This is a genomic window from Sphingomonas sp., from assembly GCF_035944535.1.
Lineage (GTDB): Bacteria > Pseudomonadota > Alphaproteobacteria > Sphingomonadales > Sphingomonadaceae > Sphingomonas_B.
Genome location: NZ_DASZBC010000013.1, coordinates 1 through 14443, shown reverse-complemented (window position 1 = coordinate 14443; position 14443 = coordinate 1). Strand labels below are relative to the sequence as shown.

General features: G+C 64.5%; 13 protein-coding genes. 1 reads left to right on the top strand and 12 read right to left on the bottom strand.

The features are described 5' to 3' along the window. Positions 1-79: 79 nt before the first annotated feature. The 6 genes from yghU to VGT77_RS12780 all read right to left on the bottom strand — a co-directional run bounded on the left by yghU (position 80) and on the right by VGT77_RS12780 (position 8162). Entirely contained in the window at positions 80-946 is an 867-nt protein-coding gene (yghU, locus tag VGT77_RS12805; protein WP_327463165.1) for a glutathione-dependent disulfide-bond oxidoreductase, read from the bottom strand. Positions 947-973: 27 nt separating this feature from the next. Continuing rightward, complete coding sequence (locus tag VGT77_RS12800; protein WP_327463162.1) at positions 974-2395, bottom strand: efflux transporter outer membrane subunit; 1422 nt, start codon at positions 2393-2395, stop codon at positions 974-976. Between the two features lie 14 nt (positions 2396-2409). Continuing rightward, a complete protein-coding gene (locus tag VGT77_RS12795; protein ID WP_327463160.1) occupies positions 2410-5580 on the bottom strand; it encodes a multidrug efflux RND transporter permease subunit in 3171 nt (1056 codons plus the stop codon). A gap of 59 nt (positions 5581-5639) precedes the next feature. Next, complete coding sequence (locus tag VGT77_RS12790) at positions 5640-6893, bottom strand: efflux RND transporter periplasmic adaptor subunit (protein ID WP_327463159.1); 1254 nt, start codon at positions 6891-6893, stop codon at positions 5640-5642. Between the two features lie 5 nt (positions 6894-6898). Continuing rightward, entirely contained in the window at positions 6899-7285 is a 387-nt protein-coding gene (locus VGT77_RS12785) for a hypothetical protein (protein WP_327463158.1), read from the bottom strand. Between the two features lie 268 nt (positions 7286-7553). Further along, a complete protein-coding gene (locus tag VGT77_RS12780; protein WP_327463204.1) occupies positions 7554-8162 on the bottom strand; it encodes a TetR/AcrR family transcriptional regulator in 609 nt (202 codons plus the stop codon). A 341-nt stretch (positions 8163-8503) separates the two neighbouring features. Here VGT77_RS12780 and VGT77_RS12775 point away from each other — a divergent pair, with 341 nt between their 5' ends. Beyond that, positions 8504-9043, top strand: a complete 540-nt coding sequence (locus tag VGT77_RS12775) for a hypothetical protein (RefSeq protein ID WP_327463157.1) — start codon at positions 8504-8506, stop codon at positions 9041-9043. A gap of 659 nt (positions 9044-9702) precedes the next feature. Here VGT77_RS12775 and VGT77_RS12770 read toward each other — a convergent pair. From VGT77_RS12770 to VGT77_RS12745, 6 genes are all read right to left on the bottom strand, one after another. Continuing rightward, positions 9703-9870, bottom strand: coding sequence for a DUF5818 domain-containing protein (locus VGT77_RS12770; protein ID WP_327463202.1), 168 nt, complete (start codon positions 9868-9870; stop codon positions 9703-9705). A 48-nt stretch (positions 9871-9918) separates the two neighbouring features. After that, positions 9919-10470 (bottom strand): MucR family transcriptional regulator, encoded by a 552-nt coding sequence (locus VGT77_RS12765; protein ID WP_327463155.1) that lies wholly within the window; start codon positions 10468-10470, stop codon positions 9919-9921. 48 nt (positions 10471-10518) lie between these two features. Beyond that, complete coding sequence (locus VGT77_RS12760; protein WP_327463153.1) at positions 10519-12105, bottom strand: recombinase family protein; 1587 nt, start codon at positions 12103-12105, stop codon at positions 10519-10521. Continuing rightward, the gene (locus VGT77_RS12755) at positions 12098-12685 is read right to left on the bottom strand and encodes a DUF2924 domain-containing protein (RefSeq protein ID WP_327463151.1); all 588 of its coding nucleotides are present in this window, start codon (positions 12683-12685) and stop codon (positions 12098-12100) included. The genes VGT77_RS12760 and VGT77_RS12755 overlap by 8 nt, the downstream gene beginning before the upstream one ends. Further along, positions 12682-14136, bottom strand: a complete 1455-nt coding sequence (locus tag VGT77_RS12750) for an ADP-ribosylglycohydrolase family protein (RefSeq protein WP_327463149.1) — start codon at positions 14134-14136, stop codon at positions 12682-12684. The genes VGT77_RS12755 and VGT77_RS12750 overlap by 4 nt, the downstream gene beginning before the upstream one ends. Continuing rightward, the coding region (locus VGT77_RS12745) for an NUDIX hydrolase (protein ID WP_414713404.1) at positions 14133-14443 on the bottom strand (311 nt) is incomplete at its 5' end. The genes VGT77_RS12750 and VGT77_RS12745, both read right to left, overlap by 4 nt.

The following is a 14443-nucleotide window of genomic DNA, read 5'->3' as shown; positions in this document are numbered from 1 at the left end:
ACTCTGAGCGCCAATCGGTCAGAGTTACTCGCTAGGCCTCTGAAGATCAGTAAGATGGCACCTCAGCAGCGCTCGCAGCTCATACTGAAATGACCAACGGGGCAAGTGCCTGGTCGATATCGGCCGGTTTATGGCGCTCGAGTAACTGCAGCTCGCCCGCGGTTCGATTGACGATGCGCCCCCGCTGCACGGCGGGCCGGGAGGCAATCTCTTCCGCCCACCGCAACACGCGAGGATAATCTGTCACGGATAAGAACTCGGCCGCGTTGTATGCATCGCCGAGCACGACCTGTCCGTACCACGACCAGATCGCGATGTCGGCGATGCAATATTCGTCGCCCGCGACAAAGCGATGATCGGCAAGCTGGCGGTTGAGCACGTCCAGCTGGCGCTTGGCTTCCATCGTGAAGCGGTCGATGGCGTACTCGATCTTGATCGGCGCATAGACATAGAAATGGCCGAAGCCACCGCCGAGATAGGGTGCGCTGCCCATCTGCCAGAACAGCCACGACAGCGATTCCGTCCGCTCCTTGACCGACGCCGGCAGCAAGGCGCCGAACTTCTCCGCTAGGTACAGGAGGATTGATCCGGACTCGAAGACCCGGATCGGCTCCCGCCCACTGCGGTCAACCAGCGCAGGGATCTTGGAATTTGGGTTGATGTCCACGAACCCGGAGCCGAACTGATCTCCCTCGCCAATCCGGATCAGCCAGGCGTCATACTCGGCACCGGAATGGCCGAGCGCGAGCAGCTCCTCCAGCATGATCGTGACCTTGATGCCGTTCGGCGTACCCTGCGAATAGAGCTGCAATGGGTGCTGGCCTACTGGCAGTTCGCGTTCGTGCGTCGGCCCGGCGATGGGGCGGTTGACGGATGCGAACTGCCCGCCATTCTCCTTATTCCACGTCCAGACTTTTGGCGGCACATAGGTTGAAGCGTCAATCATCGCTTGGCCTCCTTCTTTGCAAGTCGCTCAAGAAACTGCCTGATCCTGCGCGCCATTCCAGCCGCCGCCGAGGGCGCGGAACAGGTTTACCTGCGCGCGGGAGATCATCGCGTCGGCGGTCGCGACCTGCGCCTCGGCATCGGCAAGCGTGCGTTCTGCGTCGAGCAGTTCAAGAGAGTCGATCTGCCCTTCTCGCTGGCGAGCCCGGCTGATGCGCGCTGCCACTTGCGCCGCGGCGCGAGCGCTTTCGAGCGCGGAGCGGCGTTCCAGCAGGCGCTGATAGGTGGCGAGCGCGGTTTCCGTCTCCTCAAGCGCCGTCAGCACGGCGCCGTCGAACTGTGCCAGCGCGACGCGGCTTTCGGCCTCCGCCCCCGCGATGCGGGCGCGGGCCGGGGTTTGGTTCACCGACCAGTTCAGCAGCGGCCCTAACAGCCAGGTGAGCGGACCAACGCCGAACACATTGCCCAACCCGACACCGGTCGAGCCGACGCTGCCACCCAGGCTGACGCGTGGGTAAAGGTCGGCGGTCGCCACGCCGATCCGCGCGGTCGCCGACGCCAGCCGCCGCTCCGCTGCCCGCACGTCGGGACGCCGGGCGAGCAGGGCGGCGCCGTCGCCGATCGGGATCGGCTGCTCAAGGCGCAGGGTCGTGCGGCGGAGCCCCGCTTCGGCCGGAAGTTCGGCAGGTGCCCTTCCAGTCAGCGTGGACAGCCGGAACAGAGCAGAGTCCCGTTCAGCGGCAAGGGTCGGGATCTCGGCCTGGCGTTGATCCCGCAGTGCCGCGATCCGGGCGCTATCCAGAGGTGTCGCGAGCCCCGCCGCTTCGCGCTTGCGCATCAGGGTCAACGAGCGGTCCAGCAAGCCGACGATGCGTTCGGCGACGGCGATGCGCTCGGCCGATGAAACCGCATCGGCATAGGCCCTCGTCGTTTCGGCCACAACGGCGACCCGGACAGCCTCCATGTCCTTCGTCGCTGCTTCCACGTCGCTCCGGGCGGCTTCGACATCGCGGTTGATGCGGCCGAGCAGGTCGACTTCATAGGCAACGTCAAGGCCGACATCGACGAACCAATTGTCGCGGCCACCGCCGCTTGCCGCGAAGTTCTGGCCGGCGGGAAGACGCCCATATTGTGCCGATCCGCCGATCCCGACCTGCGGCGTGCGATCGGCGCGAACCTCGCGCAAGCTCGCGCGCGCGCGTTCCAGCCGGGCGACGGCAACCCTCAGATCGGTGTTGGCGCGCAAGGCGTCGGCGACCAGCCCGTCGAGCACCTCGTCATGGTAGAGCTTCCACCACTCGCCTTCCCGAGCCGGCACCGCGCTGACGGCCCGCCCGCCACCGGCGACGAATGGGCCGGCAGCGGACGCTGACGGAAGGGGCGCGGTGTAATGGGGCCCGACGGTGCAGGCGCTCAGCGCAAGCGCGGACACGGCAGCAAGAACGCGCATCTTATTGCTCCTCATTAGGCCGGCAGCAGGGCAGGCGAGCCCGGATCCGGATGACCGCGGCGGCGGGCGAAGCGCTCGCCCAGGCCGCGGCTGACGACGTAAAAGGTAGGGGTGAAGACGAGGCCGAAGATCGTCACGCCCAGCATGCCGAAGAACACCGCTGTGCCGAGCGCCTGACGCAGCTCCCAGCCCGGCCCACCGGCCAGCATCAGCGGCACGACGCCCAAGATGAAGGCGAGGCTGGTCATCAGAATCGGCCGCAACCGGCTCGCCGCTGCCTCGACCGCGGCGTCGATCAGCGAGGCGCCACGATCCTCCGCCTGCTTGGCAAACTCGACGATCAGGATCGCGTTCTTGGCCGCCAGGCCGATCAGCACGATGAGGCCGATCTGGGTCAAGATGTTGTTGTCCAAGCCCCGCATGTTGACGCCCGCGATCGCCGCCAGGAGCGTCATCGGCACAATCAGGATGATCGCAAACGGCAGCACCAGGCTCTCGAACTGGGCCGCCAGCACGAGGAAGACGAAGATTACGGCCATGCCAAAGGCAATGGCGGCGACATTGCCCGCGGCCTTCTGTTGAAAGGCCAGGTCGGTCCATTCGCCGGTGAAGCCTGCCGGCAGCTTCGCCGCCAAGCCTTCCATCGCTGCCATCGACTGACTGGTAGCAAAGCCCGGCGCCGTCTCGCCGTCGATCTCGACCGCCGGAAAGAGGTTGAACCGGGTCACCCGATATGGGCCTGTCCGATCCTCGAAGGTGGCGATGGATCCGATTGGCACCATGCCGCCGGCGTTCGAGCGCGTCTTCAGATTGGCGATGTCCGTCGCGTCGTCGCGGAAGGAGGCCTCGGCCTGCGCGGTGACCCGGAAGGTGCGGCCGAGCAGGTTGAAGTCGTTCACATAGGCCGAGCCCAGATAGACCGACAACGTCTCAAACACGCGGGAGGCTGGGACCCCCAGCATGTCGGCCTTGTTGCGATCGATATTGGCATAGAGGCGCGGTGTTGAGGCGTTGAAGACCGTATAGACCTGAGTCAGCCCCGTCGTCTGGTTCGCCTGGCCGATCAGCTGAAAGGCGGCATCGCCAAGTGCCGCAAAGCCCGCGCCGTTACGGTCCTGCACCATCATCCGATAGCCGCCGCCATTGCCGATGCCCTGAATGACGGGCGGCGGAATGACGAAGACCAGGCCTTCGTTCATGTCAGCCACTGCAGCGCGCATGCCGGCGACGATCTCCGCTTCCGAGCGTCCCCCATTCGGCCGATCTTCGAACGGCTTGAAGGTGATGTAGGCGGCACCTGCATTGGACGCTTGGGTGCCTGAGGCTCCGTCGAAGCCCGCAAACATGACCGCGGCCTGGGTGCCCGGCACCTTCAGCAACCGATTGACCATCTGTTTCAGCACGCGATCAGTCTGATCGATCGAGCTGCCAGGCGGCAGCTGCACGGCGGCGAGCGCATAGCTCTGGTCCTGCGCCGGGATGAAGCCGGTCGGCGTGACCCAAAAGAGCGCCGCGGTCGCAGCGATCAGCCCGCCATAGCCCAGCAGCACGCGCTTCGGCCGCTGGACGAGCGTGCGGGTCAGCTCCGCATACCAGCGCGACATCCGGTCGAAGCCGCCATTGAACCGCTCGCCCGCAATCGCGAGCATGCCGCGCCAACCGCGGCTTTCACCGCCATGTTTCGGCCGGAGCAGCATCGCCGCGAGTGCCGGTGAGAGGGTTAGCGACAGCACCAGCGAGATGACCGTCGCCGTGGCAATGGTGACGGCGAACTGGCGGTAGAACTGGCCCGAAATGCCCGTCAGGAACGTCGTCGGCACGAACACCGCGCACAGCACCAGCACGATGGCGACCAAAGCGGTCGAAACTTCGTCCATCGACTTGCGCGCTGCTTCCAGTGGCGACAAACCTTCTTCGAGGTTGCGCTCGACATTTTCGACCACGACGATCGCGTCGTCGACGACAATGCCGATCGCCAGCACCAAGCCAAACATGGAGAGGGTGTTTAGCGAATAGCCGAGCGCCGCCAGCATCGCAAAGGTACCGATCAGCGAAACAGGGATGGCGACGATCGGGATGATTGCGGCTCGCCAGCTCTGCAGGAAGACGAGGATCACGAGGACGACCAGCACCATCGCCTCGAGCAGCGTCTTCTGCACTTCCTTCATCGACTCGCTGATGAACTGGGTCGGATTCCAGATAACGCGATATTCAAGCCCCTTGGGGAAGCTGGCCGAGGCGGCCTTCAACTCGCGCAGAACGCCCTGCTCGGCAGCCAGCGCATTGGTCCCGGGCCGCTGCGTAATGCCCAGGATCACCGACTCCCGGCCCGAAAGATAGGCGTTGACGCCGTAGTCGTCGGCACCGAGCTCCACCCGTGCCACGTCGGACACCCGGATGATCGCGCCGGTGGGATCGGCGCGCACGATGATGTTCGCGAACTGCTCTGGCGTGGTGAAACGGCCCTGGGTCTCGACGTTCAGCTGATGCGCAGCGCCGTTGCTGTAAGGAGGCTGCCCGATGGTGCCCGCCGCCACCTGCACGTTCTGCGCGCGCAAGGCGCTGACGATCTCGCCCGCAGTCAGGTCAAGAGCAGCGGCACGGTTCGGATCGATCCAGACCCGCATCGAATAATCGCGCGTGCCGAACACCTGCACGTCGCCAATCCCGTCGACCCGGGTCAGCCGGTCACGAACTTGGGTGCGAACATAGTTGGATACATAGGCGCGGTCGAGCGAACCATCGGGCGAAAGCACGTTGACCGCCATCAGCCAGGACGGCGAGGTCTTGCGCACGACCACGCCTTGGCGCCGGACTTCTTCCGGCAGCCGTGGCTCGGCCAGGGCAACGCGGTTCTGAACCAGCACCTGCGCAGTATCGAGGTCGGTGCCGAGCTTGAAAGTCACGGTGATCGTCACTCGCCCGTCGCCGGTCGACTGCGATGTCTGGTAAAGCATGTCGTCGACGCCGTTGATCTCCTGCTCGATCGGCGCGGCGACCGTATCCGCCACGGTCTCCGCGGACGCGCCTGGATATGTGGCGGAGACGGTCACGGTCGGCGGGACGATGTCCGGATATTGTGAGATTGGCAGGCCCACATAGGCGACCGCCCCGACGATGGTGATGATGATCGCTAGCACGGCGGCGAAGATCGGACGCGTGATGAAGAAGCGTGAGAGGCGCACCAGCCTGCTCCCCGTTCAAGAGGTTTGAATGTGGCGGGCGGGGCCGAGCCCCGCCCGGTTCAAGGGGCGAGCGTGGCCTGGGCGGCGGCAGGTGCCGTGATGGGCGGCCCGACCTGTGTGTGGATCGGCTGAACCTTGCCGATGCGCACCTGGACCTTGCCTCCGGACTGCGCCAAGTGGGTGCCGGCGATGACAACCCGGTCCGTAGCGGTCAGGCCCGCGCGGATCACGCGCAGGCCATCGACGAGCGGGCCTGCCGCCACCGGCTTTGCGGCAACGGAGCCATCCTTGGCGACCACGTAGACGACCTTGCGAGCCTGGTCGGTGCGCACCGCAGCATCCGGCACCAGCAACGCCTGGACGGTCCCGCCAGAGCCCAGCCGCATATTGCCGAACATGCCTGGGGTCAGGAACAGGTCGGGATTGGACAGAACCGCGCGGCCACGGATCGAGCCGGAGCGCGGATCGATGCCATTATCGGTGAAGTCCAGCCGGCCCTTCCAGCGATATTCGCTTTCGTCCTGCAGACGGATTTCGGCCACGCCACCATTGCTCCGTTCGCGTTTGGTTTTCAGGAACAGCGCTTCGGAGACGTCGAAGCTGAAGTGGATGGGGTCGAGCGCATTGACGGTCGTCAGCAGCGAGCCCGCATCACCAGCCGCAACCAGATTGCCGGCATCGACCCGGCGATCCGATGCGCGGCCGCCGATCGGGGCGCGGATCCGCGTGAACTCCAGGTCCAACGCACGCGAGCGCACCCGCGCCTGAGCCGCCGCGACTGCCGCCGACGCCGCCTGCACCCGGGCCCGCAGCCGATCGACTTCGCTCCGCGACACGGCTTGGTCGGCGATCAGGCTTTCGGCCCGCGACAAGTCGGCCCGCGCGAGGCTCAAGTCACTCTGCGCGCTGGCGAGCCCGGCGCGCGCCTCTGCCAAGGCGGCTGCAAACGGGCGCGGATCGATGGTGAACAGCAACTGTCCGCGCCGCACCACCTGGCCGTCGGCAAAATGGATGCCGGTGATCTGACCCGAGACGCGCGGCCGCACCTCAACGGTCTGGCTTGCTTCGAAGCGGCCAACATAATCGTCCCATTCGGTGACCTGCCGCACGAGCGGAGCGGCCACGGTTACTGTGGGCACGGGCGGTGGCGGCGGCGGCGCCGTCTCGCTGTTGGCGATGACGAGGCCGGCGAGCAGGGCAGCCGCCGGAAGGCCGCCGAAAGCCGCCCGACGCCATCGCCTTGCGGCGGAAGGATGAGGGGAGGCGTCGCTGAGGTGCGGCTCCTCGGCCTTGATGTGGGTGATCATGTTCATGACGGTCAGGCCCTCCGGCCACGCGCCGCGCGATCGCGGCCGATGTTGGTGAGAAGAAGTTCCAGCTGACGCGGGGAAAAGCCTGCTTCGAAGAAGCGCTCCATCTCCCCTTCCGGCACGGCGAAGCCGCGGTGCCAGCCATACACAGCCATGCGCCGCAGCGCCTCCAGCCTGGGATCGGCAATCGCGTTTTGCGACTTGCTGCCGAACACCGCTGCCATTGCCTTCGCGATCCGCCCCGGGGCGCGCAGCGAATTCAGTGAATCGCGCCTAGCCAGGGCCACCACCGACCATTCGAGCCCACTGAAACCCGCCTGTTCCCCATGGCGGGCAGCTGGCTTGGCATGGAAGAGGAGAGCTGGAGCGGTATCGGCGAAATTCACATAGGCCATGTTCTTCCTCCCTTGGACCTGCCGGACGCCAGGCAAGCCACCTCCAATCGCGGAAGCGCATGCGTTCGCGGCCTTCGGCCATTGATTTGCGAGTGCGGACCCGACGCGGCGTGCACCGCTACAGTCCGCATCCTCCCTAAGGGGCAGCGTCGTTGCCGCTGCTCTATACCGACTGGTATATAAACAGTTCAGCTGCTGTTCAAGAGCTTTTTATACCGTCCGGTCTGTTTCTGGTGCGGAATTTTGCTGGCGGACAGAAAGCTGAGCTTTAGGCGCTCGGCCACATCGACAGGCTCGTGGCAATCAACCGCTCCAGCTCTTCGCAAGATGCGCCCGCGCCCGCCTGCACCGCCATCCCTTGAAGGATGGCGTAGAGAAGGCTGGTCAGCCCCTCGGGATCGACATCCGCCGGCAGGTCGCCTTCTTCCTTCGCGCGCTTGAAGCGCTCCACCAAGGCGCGCCGCGCAGAGGCTCCGCGGGCCAAGACAAACTGCCGGATCGACTCCGCTTCGGCGCCGCACGCGACCGAGCTGATGACGCCCAGGCAGCCGCGAGGTTCGCAGCTGCTGGTCTGGTTCTCGAGCGCGCCTCGCAGCAGATGCTCTGCGACTTTGCGGGCGGTCGGCTGCTCGAGCGCCTTGCCGACATAGTCGAGCTTTTCGCGCTCATAGAGGTCGAGCGCCTTGACGAAAAGCTGCTCCTTGTTGCCGAAGGCGGCGTACAGGCTGGGCTTGGTGATCCCCATCGCCTCGGTGAGGTCCGCCATCGACGCGCCCTCATAGCCCTTGCTCCAGAACACGCGCAGAGCCATCGCCAGCGCCTGATCGACGCAAAACTCGCGAGGCCGCCCTCTGCCGATGGCACGAGATGATTCCATAACGGGCGGTATATATGCCTGCAGCGACCGTTTGGCCAGAGCCAAGCGTCGCTCCTTGGCCGCACCCACCCTTAACGAGGTGCGAGCATTTCCACGCGTCCCAATCGGACTCTTCATGTCTCCTTCGAATTCCTTGCGGCCGAACTCGCCTGAGCGTTTAATGCGGCTACCTGGTGAATAGCCGCTGTTGGATGCAGAGCTGACGCTTTCAATAGCTGCGTACATCGGCCGCTTTGGGCGCAACTTAGCCGATGGCGTCCCCGGCCGCGCGCGACCATCTTGCCCCCCTGCATGATTGATATCTATCAGGGTGGACCCGTTTCACTTGCACCTAGATCGCGATGTTTGTCGGCAACTGGCTTTTGAAGAACAAGTGGGCGCTATCGAAGCTGCTGGCGAGTACGCCTGCGCGGCTCCACCGGGCGTTGACGAAGGACGAACTTTTTAACGAGCCCTTGGATCAGGTCGTGCAGATGGCGTTGAAACGTCTGCAACTCGATCCCATCGCCTTTGAAATCCCGGACAGAATAGTCTTGAAGCACGAGGCAGACTTTGGCCGTACCAACTCTCTTTACTCGTATGTTCAGAAATCCAAGGGGAGCCACCAACTCTGGACGCAATATCCTCATGGATCTTATGTGCCCATCCTGCGTGGGAAGGTTTTCCGCAAAGGGATAGTGATCAAGCTAGTCCATCCGCGGGTCTCGATTGAGCATAATCCTATCCGCGAGCACCTCCAGCTGGTGCAAAAAGCGCTGCTCCACCAGCAGGATCAGGTTGACGACTTCAACTACGTCTTGCCGATCCACATAGAGAGAGCTCTGTTCCGCTACAGGCAGTTCGGAGCGAGGATGGAGGGGCTCGGCCTTATGAAAAGATAGTATATTGGATTGTTCGACGATAGACCGTAACGGCCGGCGGCGCTTCTCAGTCAGGTACTCGCTCGGTGGCGACCGACGCTTTGCCCAGATCACTAACGCCTCGGCGCGCCTGACGGCAGCCCAACCAAGCAGCAGCCCTGGCATCACGAAGAGCATTTTCTCCAGAAACTCGATCATCCGACTCGTGCCTCGCAAGCTCAGTCTGAAGCACAAAGCTGTGGAAATAGGACAGCAAAATGTACCTGTTCTGTTCTAGATTGTGCGATCAGCGCGAGATGCGATTCTCGGGCGAGCATCTGAAGTTTAAGGCTCTGGTGGCGCTTGATGAGGCGGCCGAGAGCAAGGTCGACAGCGTGCGCAGCTTCAGCCTGCGCTTCGCGCTCGCAGACCTCGATGCCGTGTCAGGCGGCGAGCGCTGGCCTTGCGACGAGTTCTGGAGGTCAGCCATCTCGGCGCCGGGTCCAACTTACATGACAAGCCTGGCTCGACGTCAGTCCCTCGAAGCTGTGCTTCGATGTCAGTCGAATGGCTCGGCTGGCGGAGCCCGGGCCGCCGCCTGGTGCTCGGCGCAGGGGATAGGCGATCTCTCCTGCGCAATGTTGAGGAGCGGCACGGTCGCGCGCTGGGATCATTATTGGGGACGGCGTCGCTGCTCCTGATCAGAGCAGCTTCAGCTCATCCACGTCGATTATGTTGAAGTCGCTCCGCTTGCCCCGCACGCGTACGCGGCGCCCAAGAGGCAATCCGTGTCGAAGGCGCAGGTCGAGCTGCCACTCACCACCGTCATCAACACGGAGAATGATGCGGGGCCAGTCCCGAAGAACCAGCCCTACCTCACGACGATGTCACCGATCGGCATCGGCAGGGCGCTGGCGTTATTCGGTGGCCGTTCGCGGCTTACGGGAGGCACGCTTAGGCTTTGCGTCATCTCCCTGAGCGGCCCGCGCCGCCTGCTGCGGCTTGGCTGCTGCATCACCATCGGAAGCGGCTGCCCGTGCGTCGCGACCCCGTGCGCCCAGGCCGATCTTGTGCGCCATGGCGCGGCGGTGTTCCGAATAGTTGGGCGCCACCATCGGGTAATCGGGCTTCAGGTTATAGCGTTCACGATACTGCTCCGGGGTCAGCCCGTGGCGCGACAAATGCCGCCGCAGCGTCTTGTACGGCTTGCCGTCAATCATCGACAGGATGTGATCGGGCGAGCCCAGGGATTTGCGGACGGTCACGGCCGGCTTGTGATCCTCGCTATCATCAGCCGTATGACCTTGTTCTGACTGACCGGTCTCTAATCCGTTGAGCGTCGTGTGCATGCGCTGGAGAAACGCAGGGACTTCGTCGGCCGACACGCGGTTGTTGGGGTTGTTGAGCCAGGCAATCGTCAACTCGGTTGCCAGCTCAATAGTGTTCAAGCTGCTACTCTCGTCCGCCACGCGCATCCCCCTTGCAAGATGTCGTGCGTAAACTTTGCCGACCGTGCGTCAACTAATTGCCGCGCGCTGAGCTTCCCATGCACATGGCAGCGGAAGCTTGTCTTTCAACTCTGGCGCGGTGTCCGAGAGTAACAACCGGCCTTCGAACACATCATCGACGATCGCCGCATCAGCAAAAGCAAGGTTCATCAGCCGGCCGACATAGGATCCGGTCACGCCCTCAGCCTTGGCGAGCGCGTCAATCGATGGGTACGTGCCTGCGGCGAGCTCTTCAAACCAGATCCGGCCTTTGGCAAACATCGCCAATACGGATGGGCTCGTCTTCTGGATCGTCGACACGCCGACTACTGACAGATGGCGATTGCGCCGTGTAAAATTGGCGGCCGTGCTGAGCTTGATCGCGCCCTCGTTCGCGAGTGGCTTCAGGGTGATCGCGACCTGGTCGACCCCGATCACCACGCGCTCGACTAGGTCCAGCAGGGCTGCACGCGGCTTGTCGCCAAGGAGCTGCGCGGCTCGCTCACCATGCAGCGCGAGAAGATCGTGGAGCGAGCCACCGTCAGGGACGAGCAGCGGCGCCATGATTTCAGGACTGCTGACCTGCTTGGTCAGGGTGCCGATCACGACCTGCTCAAGCAAGGTTGCCGGAATGCGCAGGCGAAGGGCGTTCGACGCATAATAGCGATAGCGCCTCCCATTTCTGCTGGTGTGGGTCGGCGTCAGCCGCTCGCCGGCACGATCGAATACCAGGCCTGCGAGCAGGCTGGTCTCAGCGGCCTGTTTGCCGAGCTTCCTCCTGCGGCGATTCTCGGCCAGCAGCGCCTGCACCTTGGCGAAGAGCTTGGCGTCGACAATCGGCTGATGCAGCCCCGGATGGCGTTTGCCGCGGTGGCTGATCTCGCCGATGTAAACCGGGTTGGCGAGGATGTGATACAGCGCGCCGCGAAGCAGCATCATGCCGCCAAGCTCCTGGCCGTTGCCGCCCGTCCAGCGCTTGCTGACGATGCCTCGCTTATCGGCAAAGCTGACCAGCGCATCCACCGTCTTCAGCTCCAGATAGGCTGAAAAGAGCGTGCGTACCTGCGCGGCCTCGGCTTCGTTCACGACCAGGCTGCGGTCCTTGGGGTCATAGCCGAGCGGCGGGCGGCCGCCCATCCACATGCCCTTGGCCTTGGACGCCGCGATCTTGTCGCGGATGCGCTCGCCCGTCACTTCGCGCTCGAACTGCGCAAAGGAGAGCAGCACGTTGAGTGTCAGCCGGCCCATGCTGGTCGTGGTGTTGAAGGCCTGGGTGACGCTAACGAACGAGACGCTCTTCTTGTCGAACAGCTCAACCAACTTGGCAAAGTCAGCAAGGCTGCGCGTCAGGCGATCGACCTTGTAAACGACGATCGTGTCGACCCGGCCTGCTTCGACTTGAGCGAGCAGCGCCTTCAGGCCCGGTCGGTCGAGCGTACCGCCGGAGACGCCGCCATCATCATAGGCATCGGGCAGCAACTGCCAGCCTTCATGCTTTTGCGACAGGACATAGGCTTCGCACGCCTCGCGCTGCGCGTGGAGCGAGTTGAACTCCTGCTCCAGCCCTTCATCGCTCGACTTGCGGGTGTAGATGGCGCAGCGGACCGGCTCAGGCACGGCACGCCTTTTGGTGCTGGTTTGGCGAGGCCTTCGCCATGTCTTTGCTGCCACTTGGCGAAGCGCTCGCCATTCTGCCGCCGGCGAGGCGCTTGCGCTCAACCTCCGCGCGCTCACGCAGCCCGAAAAAGATCATGCCGTTCCACTTGGTGCCGGTGATCGCGTAAGCGAGCGCAGAGAGCGAACGGTAGGTCGAGCCTTGCCAGCGAAAACCCTCGGTGAGGACGTCGACAACATAAGTGTCGCCGCGCCACACTTTCACAAGCTGTGCGCCGGGTACCAGGCGGAGCGCTGGTGGCACGGGCAGGTCCGTAACCTTGCCCAGGCGCTTGGCGCGGCTGTGCGCGACCAGCCGCTCCATCTCCCGCTTGGTCGTGGCCGAGATGTCGCGGTTGGCGTTGACCTGCATCTTCCAGGCGACAGCGCGCGCCAGGAGCACGCGCGAAAAGGCGCGCGGAGCGGGCTTGCCGAACCGCTCCAACCATAAGGCTCGGAGCTGCTCGATTGGCAGGTCCGGGCTGGGAAAGTGGGACGGACTGCTGGTCTGATGTGGGACAGGGGAGGCGCCCCTGGCCCTCACTGGGCGAGCTGATCCGCGATGGCCTCTATGCGCGCGCGCCAGGCAAGCTTCTCCAGCCAATCCGCCGGAATGCCGCGCTTGCCATAGAGCGCGCCACCAAGCTGGCCAGCAATGGCAGCGGTGGTGTCGGCATCGTCGCCCAGATTGGCGGCGAGGAGCACGGCTGAGCGGAAATCAGCCGTGCGCGCTACCGACCAGATCGCCGCTTCCAGCGCGTGGATCACATAGCCAGACGATTTGACATCCTGTCGCGGCTTGCCGCGCCAGCTTCCCTTCATCACTTCGCGGACCTTGCCGACGCCCTCGCTGCGGCTCCGAAGCACGTGTGAGCGGGGCGCGCCTGAAATCGCGTCGGCAAGCATGTCGGCAAAGATCGCGCAGGCACTGACCGCCTCGGGCGCCGCGTGCGTGGTCGCACTCTGGCGGGCAGCGATCGCGGCGAGCTTCTGCCGATTGCGCCAATGCGCGAGCGCCACCGGCGCGAGGCGCATCAGCGAGCCATTGCCGGCGCTATAGGGATCGGTCGAACCGGCAATGGGATCGCCGCTCGCCTTGAAGCGGCCCAGCGCCTGGCGTGTAGTGATGCCGATATCAAAGCAGCGGCCGGTACAGGAATATGTCCCACGCTCGTGCCAGTCGACAAAGCGGGTCATCAGATCATGCTCGTCCAGGTCGGGATTTGCGGCGAGCGAGTCGGCGAGCGCCATGGCCATGGCCGTGTCGTCGGTCCACTCACCCGGCTTCAGGCGAAACGGGCCGCCGCCGACCAAATCGGTCAGAGGCTCGTAAGAATCGCGGCTGCAAAACTCCAGCGTTGTGCCGACGGCATCGCCCACCGCCAGCCCAAGCAGGGCGCCGACAGCGCGGTCGCGAATGGCGCTGTCGGAGGCATCGGGCTGCAACTCTGGCAAGGCCTTAAGCGTCAGCACATGGCGCACCTGGCCCGGCGTCTCCAGCGCGCCATTTCGGACTTCGCGCACGGCGTCGATCGCCTTGCCGGGGTCTGCGCCCAGCTCAGCGAGCAGCCGGGCAGCGATGGTGCCAGCACGGCCCAGGCCACCCTTGCAATGCACGACGATGTCGAAGCCGGCGCGCAGCCGTGCACGCAAGCCCTCGCCGACCGTCACCCAGCTTTGCTCAAACTTCGAACAGGGCGTGGACACGTCCCGGATCGGCAGGTGCACCCAGTCCATGTGCCGGGCGCGGACTTCATCACCGAGCGCCTCAACCCTGAGCGAGCGCATCTCGTGATCCTCGATCAGGCTGACCAGTGTGACCGCGCCCCAGTCCGTGACCGCATCAAGATCAAGGCCCAAGTCCCGGTCCCATGCGCCAGTCATGGCCCCTGGCTGCTTTTTGCCCGGGCAGAAGGTGACGCCAATCCGGCCCATGCCGGGGCCAGCATCGACCGTGGCGATCTGGAGCGGGTGCGAGAGGCTGGTGCCGGTCATGGGCGCTCCTTCACGCGGTAGAGTTCAGCCGGGCGATAGGCGCCACCGACCTCACGGCGGCCGGTCGGCTGCAGCCGACCCGCCGTCAGCATGCGCGTGCGGAAAGATGGCTTGTTGAGCTGCCTGCCACGAATGACCTCGTGGACGTGCTGCAGCTCACGAAGCGTGAACTCTTCTGGCAGCAGAGCAAAGGCGACGTCAGACCAGTCGAGCTTGGCGCGAAGCCGATCGACGGCGGTCTTGATGATCAGGGCGTGATCAAAGGGGAGGGTAAGCGGCTCCCCTTCGTGGTGCAGCACGACGACCT

What these genes read in the sequence shown, in the direction of transcription:
- VGT77_RS12780 (WP_327463204.1), bottom strand. Translation starts at nt 8,162, where the DNA reads ATGGAATCATCTCGTGCCATCGGCAGAGGGCGGCCTCGCGAGTTTTGC.
- VGT77_RS12790 (WP_327463159.1), bottom strand. Translation starts at nt 6,893, where the DNA reads ATGAACATGATCACCCACATCAAGGCCGAGGAGCCGCACCTCAGCGAC.
- VGT77_RS12785 (WP_327463158.1), bottom strand. Translation starts at nt 7,285, where the DNA reads ATGGCCTATGTGAATTTCGCCGATACCGCTCCAGCTCTCCTCTTCCAT.
- VGT77_RS12750 (WP_327463149.1), bottom strand. Translation starts at nt 14,136, where the DNA reads ATGACCGGCACCAGCCTCTCGCACCCGCTCCAGATCGCCACGGTCGAT.
- VGT77_RS12800 (WP_327463162.1), bottom strand. Translation starts at nt 2,395, where the DNA reads ATGCGCGTTCTTGCTGCCGTGTCCGCGCTTGCGCTGAGCGCCTGCACC.
- VGT77_RS12775 (WP_327463157.1), top strand. Translation starts at nt 8,504, where the DNA reads ATGTTTGTCGGCAACTGGCTTTTGAAGAACAAGTGGGCGCTATCGAAG.
- yghU (WP_327463165.1), bottom strand. Translation starts at nt 946, where the DNA reads ATGATTGACGCTTCAACCTATGTGCCGCCAAAAGTCTGGACGTGGAAT.